The 8,587-nt window shown below is 36.9% G+C and carries 6 protein-coding genes; 3 read left to right on the top strand and 3 right to left on the bottom strand.

The annotated features are described in order from the left end of the window. Positions 1–72: 72 nt before the first annotated feature. A complete protein-coding gene (locus tag EA341_RS05595) occupies positions 73–1,791 on the bottom strand; it encodes a hypothetical protein (protein WP_293012131.1) in 1,719 nt (572 codons plus the stop codon). Between the two features lie 180 nt (positions 1,792–1,971). On the opposite strand from EA341_RS05595, the gene EA341_RS05600 reads away from it, so the two are divergent. Next, positions 1,972–3,222: a dipeptidase gene (locus tag EA341_RS05600; RefSeq protein ID WP_293012133.1), complete on the top strand. Its 1,251-nt coding sequence runs from the start codon at positions 1,972–1,974 to the stop codon at positions 3,220–3,222. A gap of 206 nt (positions 3,223–3,428) precedes the next feature. Here the strand turns inward: EA341_RS05600 and EA341_RS05605 are convergent, their stop codons facing one another. Further along, positions 3,429–5,828, bottom strand: a complete 2,400-nt coding sequence (locus tag EA341_RS05605; protein WP_293012135.1) for a ribonucleoside-diphosphate reductase subunit alpha — start codon at positions 5,826–5,828, stop codon at positions 3,429–3,431. A gap of 40 nt (positions 5,829–5,868) precedes the next feature. Further along, entirely contained in the window at positions 5,869–6,849 is a 981-nt protein-coding gene (locus tag EA341_RS05610; protein WP_293012138.1) for a ribonucleoside-diphosphate reductase small subunit, read from the bottom strand. Between the two features lie 655 nt (positions 6,850–7,504). Here EA341_RS05610 and rplU point away from each other — a divergent pair. Beyond that, entirely contained in the window at positions 7,505–7,816 is a 312-nt protein-coding gene (gene rplU / locus EA341_RS05615) for a 50S ribosomal protein L21 (RefSeq protein ID WP_293012141.1), read from the top strand. A 32-nt stretch (positions 7,817–7,848) separates the two neighbouring features. Further along, entirely contained in the window at positions 7,849–8,109 is a 261-nt protein-coding gene (rpmA, locus tag EA341_RS05620) for a 50S ribosomal protein L27 (RefSeq protein ID WP_293012144.1), read from the top strand. Positions 8,110–8,587 lie beyond the last annotated feature (478 nt).

Below are 8,587 nucleotides of genomic sequence, written 5' to 3' on the forward strand. Positions count from 1 at the left end.
ATAAAGGTAAGGACAAATTATCGATTATAGTTCAGGGAAACTATATTTATGAATTAGGTTTCCGACTGAATCCTATTTTTTCAAGACCCAAGTTTGTTGGTTGAAATTGGGAGGAGCTGTTTTTTTCAAGCGATTGGCAATCCTGTCCAAATACATGGTATGGTACCTCAATCTTGTAATATAATTCGGCAAGTCTGGATCTCCGTTCCAGCAATGCTCTGCTCTGTCTCCGTACAATACTTCTCCGTCATAATAAGGGTTTTCAGTGCTTTCCAGAAAATCCTCTGTCAAATAGACAGCATTGTTGAGATAATAGTTATCCATATCCCCACAATAGATATGAATTTTGCCTTCCAATTTTTCACCTAATTGCTCCCAATCTCTTTCCATAATATACCTAAGATCAAAATTCTCCTTCCAATATTCCGCGACCTCCTTGTCAATCTCACCACTATATTTATCCCAAATTGGTTTTGGGTAACCATCTGTACCTACTGGAGAGTATACCGCTTGCCAAATATCCCACTGATCTCCAGACCTGCTCTTTTTACCACCCAAGGCAAGTTCTTTATAATTCATGTCTTTAAGCATGGCCGAAACATGGCCGAGGTAATTTCTTTTCCCCACCCTTTCTGTGGTCCTAAAGGGTCCTCTGATAAAATAAGCATTTTCATCTTCATAAATATTGACGGTGGTATAGGCTCGAAAGTCTATAGGGTCAGGACAGGCAGCAAAGCATCCATTGTATTCATCTGGATATTTGACCTGTACAGCCAATGCTTCCCAGCCACCTGTCGAACCTCCATAAGTAAACCTTGACCATCCTTCTCCTATACCTCTAAATTCTTTCTCTATATGAGGTATCAATTCATAAGTGATGGCATCTCCATAAGGTCCAATGTTTTCTGAGTTGACAGCGTAACTGTCATCGTAAAAAGGATTTGCGTGCTGTATCTCAATGGCAATGAATTTCGGGAAATCCGGTGAAATCCACTTTTGGTAGAAGTCATAAGCTTCTTGCTGTTGTATTTTATTGTAACCATATATTCCAAACCTTGGACTGTACTCTTCTTCTAAATCTTCGTCAGGAGGAGAGGTTCTAAATCCACCAAAATTTGGAGTAAAGTGTCCGTGAAATATCATCAGTGGATAGTGTTCATCTGTATTTTGTTCAAAATCTCTAGGGATCAGAATATGTGCCCCTAGGTAAATATCTCGACCCCAAAATTCTGAAAGCAAGTCGGATCGGAATTTAATGTGTTTGATGAATTCTGTGTCTTCAGGCTCCTCAACAGGTGGATTGATTTGATCTATTTCGATTGATAAGTCTGATTTCCCATCCCAGTTTACTTTAAGGGGCTTGCTATACACATTGCCAGGTGTGCGGTTCCATTGTCTCCCTTCCCATTGGTCCATGGGCATTTTGATCGTATGGCCATCAGACCTGTTGAAAGTCTCATATTTCACTACATAGGCTTGTACCCAATATTCGCCAGATGGGATGTCTTTGTAATTTTCGATGGGATAACCGAATCCGGAAATATCAAATTCAAATGATTCTCCAATCTGATGATTATCGAAATCCATCCCAATAACTTGTGCGGAATGTACATCGTCACTTACTGCAAACCTTGGCTCCGTTCCCTCATCGTGGTGAAATAGGAGAAGAAGTCTGCCATCTTGTAGATTTTCAGATAATTCTTCTGCAATGGATATTGTGATTTTTGGAGATTTACTTTCCTTACAGGAAAACAGTAAAAATAAGAGAATAACAAGAGTCAATTTGTTCATTTTCTTTTTGGTTGGTTATACATCAATTTACTTATAATTCTTAAAGTGCATTTGTTGGGATGGACTTATTATACGAGCGGAAATTTCATGATTTGAAATTTATAATTGACCGTTTGTAAATCTTAAATTCAGAATATTGACTGAAAACCCTAATTTAATTTTTGTACCAAAACTAACATTATGAAGAAAATTATGATTTTGGCTTTTGCAGCCGTCTGCTTCTGGGCCTGCAGCTCTAGTACTGAACAAAATGAAGCCGATTATACCCAAATGTCCGATGAGGAAAGGTTGGAAATTGCACATGAGATTGCTCAAAGCACTATTATTGTAGATGGACACATGGATTTGCCTCTAAGAATTTACAACCAAACCGATGGAGATCTGGAAAAGGCTTATGACTTCATCAATCGGCAGGAAGAAGGGAATATTGATTATGTGAGAGCAAGAGAAGGAGGTATGGATGCTCCTTTTATGGCAATTTATATACCTGCGTCCTATCAAGAGACGGGAGGAGCCAAAGGTCTAGCTGATACTTTGATCATGATGGTTGAAAAACTGGCAAGTACTTGGCCTGATAAAATAGCCATGGCCAATTCCCCAGAAGATATTAAGACGAATTTTGAAAAGGGTCTTCTTTCTCTGCCGATGGGAATAGAAAATGCAGCAGCTATTGAAGATGATCTATCTAACATTGAATATTTTTTCAATAAAGGAATAAGGTACATGACATTGACACATGGCAAGGACAACCTTGTTGGAGATTCCTCTTATGACGATTCGGAAACCCATGGAGGATTGAGTGAATTTGGAAAGGAAGTGGTCAAAGAAATGAATCGTCTAGGGATGATTATAGACGTATCACATATAACCGATAAGACATTCTTTGATGTTGCTGAAATAAGTGAAGCTCCAATAGTGGCTACTCATAGTTCTGTCAGGAACTTTACTCCTGGTTTCGAAAGGAATGTGTCTGATGAGATCATTAAAAAAATTGCCGAAAAGGATGGTCTGGTGATGATAACTTTTGGAGGCAGTTTTCTCGATCAAGCCTATGCAGATGCCAACTCCCAAATCAGGGCACACATCGTGGAATGGTTGGAGTATAATAACCTGACTTATAGAGATGAAGAAGCACAGGATTATATCAAGAAATATTCTGCAGATAAAAAGCCTACAGTACATGTTTCCAAAGTCGCTGAACATATTGATCATGTCGTCAAATTGGTGGGCATCGACTATGTAGGATTAGGCTCTGACTTTGATGGGGTAGGTGATACACTTCCTGAAGGACTCAAGGATGCTTCCATGTACCCAAACTTAATAGCGGAGTTAATGAAGTTGGGGTATTCCAGAGATGATATTGAAAAAATATGTCATAAGAATTTCTTTCGGGTTTGGGATAAAATCAGATCTGTATCAGAGAAAGCTTAAGTTTATTGAGGGTTTAAAATTTGCTATTGATATTCACTATGAAAAAACGAAGGCCTAGTGCGGCCTTCGTTTTTTCATGGTATCAGATTGGAGAATTGCTTTCTTTCTTTTCTTTACACAATTCTATTTTTGATTAAGGTTTAAAAAGAAAAAGCGCCTGAAAAATCAGACGCTTTTTACTAACAAACGAACTCTAAAATTTAATATTAACTGCCACACATTTCGCAACCATCGGGATCATCGAGTGAGCAAGCGATTGCATCTTGATTCTGGGATTTTGCTTTATCAAGTAGAGCCGCATCAGCAATTTTGTCTGCTTCCAGTGCAGCCTTATCTACTGTAAACTGAATGGCACTTGCTGCTGCTTTGGACCTCAAGTAATACATACCTGTTTTCAGTCCCTTTTTCCAAGCATAGAAATGCATAGAAGTTAGTTTACCGAAATTAGGGTCTTGCATGAAAACGTTCATACTTTGAGATTGACAAATATATGCACCTCTATCGGCAGACATATCTATGATGACTTTTTGAGAAATCTCCCAAACTGTCTTGTAAATATCTTTGATATTTTGAGGAATATTTGGGATTGCCTGGACTGATCCATTAGCAGCAATGAGTCTATTCTTCATGTTGTCATTCCATATTCCTAGACGGATGAGGTCTTTCATCAAATGCTTATTGACAATAATGAATTCACCTGATAGCGTCCTTCTTGTATAAATGTTTGAGGTATAAGGCTCAAAACACTCATTATTACCAAGAATCTGAGAAGTAGATGCAGTTGGCATAGGTGCTACTAAGAGGGAGTTTCTTACCCCATACTTCTTAACTTTGACTTTAAGGTCATCCCAGGCCCATCTTCCTGACTCTGGTGTTACTCCCCATAAATCAAACTGAAATTGTCCTTTGGAAGTAGGTGAGCCTTCATATGTTTCGTAGGTACCTTGAGTTTTGGCCAACTCCATGGAAGTCTCCATGGCAGCAAAATAAATAGTCTCGAATATATCTTTATTTAATCCCTTTGCCTCTTCTGAATCAAAAGGCATTCTTAAGGATATAAATGTATCTGCCAGCCCCTGTACTCCTAGACCTATAGGTCTGTGTCTAAAATTAGATCTTTTAGCTTCTTCTACAGGGTAATAGTTGACATCAATTACCTTGTTGAGGTTTCTGGTAGCTACTTTGGTAATTTCATAGAGCTTTTTGTGGTCAAAATATTTTTTCCCATCAGTGCCCGTCAATACAAATTTTGGTAAAGCGAGAGATGCAAGGTTACATACTGCTACCTCATCAGGTGCTGTATATTCTATAATCTCGGTACACAGGTTGGAAGACTTTATTGTCCCCAAGTTTTGCTGGTTTGACTTTTTATTTGCAGAATCCTTGTAAAGCATGTAAGGGGTTCCTGTCTCGATTTGGGATTCCAGGATCTCAAACCAAAGCTCTTGGGCCTTTATAGTTTCACGAGCTCTGCCTTCTCTTTCGTATTTTTCGTATAATTTTTCAAACTCCTCTCCATGGCAATCTCCTAATCCGGGAGCTTCATTTGGGCAAAACAATGACCATTCATCATTTTGCTCAACCCGCTTCATAAATAGATCGGGTATCCACATCGCATAGAATAGATCCCTGGCACGCATTTCTTCTTTTCCGTGGTTTCTTTTCAGCTCTAAAAAGTCTTTGACATCGGCATGCCAAGGCTCCAAATAAATAGCAAAACTACCTTTTCTTTTTCCACCACCTTGATCTACATACCTAGCAGTCATGTCGAAGTTTCTCAACATCGGTACGATACCATTTGAAACACCGTTTGTACCTCTGATATAGCTACCCTTTGCCCTTACATTGTGTATTGACAAGCCTATTCCTCCAGCCGATTGAGAAATTTTTGCTGTTTGCTTCAATGTGTCATAAATGCCATCGATGCTGTCATCCTTCATTGTCAGCAAAAAGCACGAAGACAACTGTGGCTTGGGTGTACCTGCATTGAAAAGGGTAGGAGTAGCATGTGTGAACCATTTTTCAGACAACAGATTGTACGTCTCTATTGCAGATTCTATGTCTTCTTTGTGGATTCCAACAGCAACTCTCATCAGCATATGCTGTGGCCTTTCCACTACCTTTCCATCCAACTTTATTAAGTAGCTTTTTTCTAAAGTTTTGAATCCAAAATAGTCGTAATCAAAATCCCTTTTGTAATCAATAGCCTCATCAAAAAGGGCAGCATGTTTTTTGACCACACCATACACATCCGGAGCAATTAAAGCTGCATTTTCACCTGTTTTGGGATTGATGTAGGTGTACAGTCTTTTCATGGTATTGGAAAAAGACTGACTTGTGGTTTTGTGAAGATTGGAGATAGCGATTCTGGCAGCCAATACAGCGTAATCAGGATGCTTTATGGTAAGTGAAGCGCAAACTTCAGCAGCCAAATTATCCAATTCGGTGGTGGTCACTCCATCATAAAGCCCATCAATCACCTTTTTGGCAACTTCTATAGGCTGTATATATCGGCTATCAAGATTATAACAAAGATTTTCAATCCTTGCAGTAATCTTATCGAATCTTACAGATTCTCTTCGTCCGTCTCTTTTTATTACTAACATGCTTTTAAAATTTTGGTGGTGGGTAGGTTATTGGGTTATATTAGAATTCCTCTCCCATAGAGAATTTTGGAGAGTCAACAGCATCTTTAGATTTCATAACACCGGCTTTTTGGTAATCCCCCACTCTTTTTTCAAAGAAGTTGGTTTTCCCTTGTAATGATATCATGTCCATGAAGTCAAATGGGTTGGTGCTGTTCCATACTTTATCACAGCCTAGTTCCATTAGGAGTCTGTCAGCTACAAACTCAATATATTGACACATCAGGTCTGAGTTCATGCCTATTAATTTAACGGGCAATGCATCTGTGACAAATTCCTTTTCAATCTCAACAGCGTTTTGGATTATACTGGTTACCGTCTCTTTAGGAAGCGGATTGTTAACATGCTGGGTGTAAAGGTGGCATGCGAAATCACAATGAAGTCCTTCATCTCTTGAGATGAGTTCGTTGGAGAAGGTAAGTCCAGGCATCAGTCCTCTTTTTTTCAACCAGAAAATGGAACAAAATGAACCAGAAAAGAATATGCCTTCTACTGCTGCAAAAGCAATCAATCTCTCCTGAAATGTGCCGTTGTCAATCCATCTCAAGGCCCAGTCTGCTTTCTTTTTTACGCAATCAATGTGTTCTATAGCATTCAATAATTTATCTCTTTCAACTGCGTCTTTGATATAGGTATCAATCAAAAGACTGTAAGTCTCGGAGTGGATGTTTTCCATGGCAATTTGAAAACCATAAAAAAACTTAGCTTCAGTATATTGAACTTCTGAAACAAAGTGTTCTGCTAGATTTTCATTCACTATACCATCGCTTGCCGCAAAAAATGCCAGTACATGTGAAATAAAGTGTCTTTCCCCATCATTGAGATTTTTCCAGTCTTTTAAGTCTTGACTAAGATCAATCTCCTCAGCTGTCCAAAAGCTTGCCTCAGCCTGTTTATAGTATTGCCAAATGTCATCATGCTGTATGGGGAATAATACAAATCTACCGCCGTTTTCTTGGAGTATGGGTTCTACTTGTTGCATTGCTCTTAATTTTTTTGTTTCAGAATATTATCAGTTTCTAAAGCCTGATCACTTTTCTTACACAGACTGGACAGAAAAGGCTGTCTTTTGGAAACAGCCTTCCAACAAATATGATTAACAATTTTCAAAAATAAAACCCGAAAACCTACGAATTTGATAGTTTTTTGAATATAGTTCAAAAACAATATAAATAACTATAAATAAGTATTATATACTAATTCAATTAAAGTTATAAATTAATTAAATAAGGGATTATCTGCCTATAAAACTTTTTTTAAATAATTGTAAAAAGATTTTTGAGCCAAAAAAACACCTCTATTTTGACCGAGGTTCAATTTTGTATTATTTGCATATGAAGGCAATATTCGGATATAAGTCACTATAAATCAGTGTGTAACGAAATTTTCTTGCGAACTCAATCAATTACTTACACACATCAAAATGCTGTTTACCTTTGGTTTATCATCTTATATTTCTAATATAAAAAACCTTGCCTTCTCTATTGCCAATTTAAAATAAGCAAATGAAAGGATACCATTACCCAAATGTTTCATTTACTGAATTTTAGGGTTAATTTTTAATAATAGTTTTTTTATTGTGTTGATGATCCCTATATTTGCACCTCAATTTCCTAAAGCAATATTTAAAATATAATATGTACGCAATTGTTAACATCGCAGGAAAGCAGTTCAAAGTAACAAAAGATCAGTTTGTCTATGCACCATTAATGCAAGGCGAAGCTGGCGCTTCCGTGGAGTTTGACCAAGTATTGTTAGCTGACGATAACGGTACTGTGTCAATTGGAGCACCTATTCTAGAAGGTGCCAAGGTATCAGGGAAAATCCTTGATCATGTAAAGGGTGACAAGATTATAGTCTTCAAGAAGAAAAGAAGAAAAGGCTATAAGAAAAAGAATGGTCACAGACAGAATTATACTAAAGTATTGATTGAAAATATCACATTGTAAGATTTCTGATGAAATCATAAACTAATAATATTATGGCTCACAAGAAAGGTGTCGGTAGTTCCAGAAACGGTAGAGAATCTCATAGTAAAAGACTTGGGATCAAAAAATTTGGTGGTGAGGCAGTAATTGCCGGTAACATCATCGTTAGACAAAGAGGTACCAAGCATCATCCAGGAGAGAATGTAGGTGTAGGCAAAGACCATACACTATTTGCTCTCACTGATGGCAAGGTTAAATTCAGAAAGAAATTTGATGGAAAATCTTATGTAAATGTTGTTTCTGCTGAAGCATAACCATAAGATAATTCAATATAATACAAAAGGCTGCCTAAATCGGGTGGCCTTTTTTTATATCTGCCTATTAGTATTAAATAAAGTAAGTAGGTTTTGTAGCAAAGAACTTGTAATAATTAATTATGATTATCCGCCTTCTTACCAGTATAATTTTTATAATAGAATTAACTTATAATTTCAAGCCAATATCTATTAATATCGGGTTGTTCTTGGATCCATTTTTAATTGGATAGTGGTGTAGTTGCGGGTATACATATAATAAAAATATTCAATTACAATCTGCAACTAACTAAGGCTTAGGTAGAAAAAGTCACTTAACATAGTAAATTTTAATTTTTTGAATAATATCAGTAGAATCCTACTTTTTATTTTAATAAATATTGTTAAATATTAATTATATACAGGTTTAAACAGAATAATATTTTGTTAATCGATGTTTTTTTACATAAAAATTATGAATTTCAATAATATTATTTAA

It is taken from the genome of Mongoliibacter sp., from assembly GCF_007692705.1.
Lineage (GTDB): Bacteria > Bacteroidota > Bacteroidia > Cytophagales > Cyclobacteriaceae > Mongoliibacter.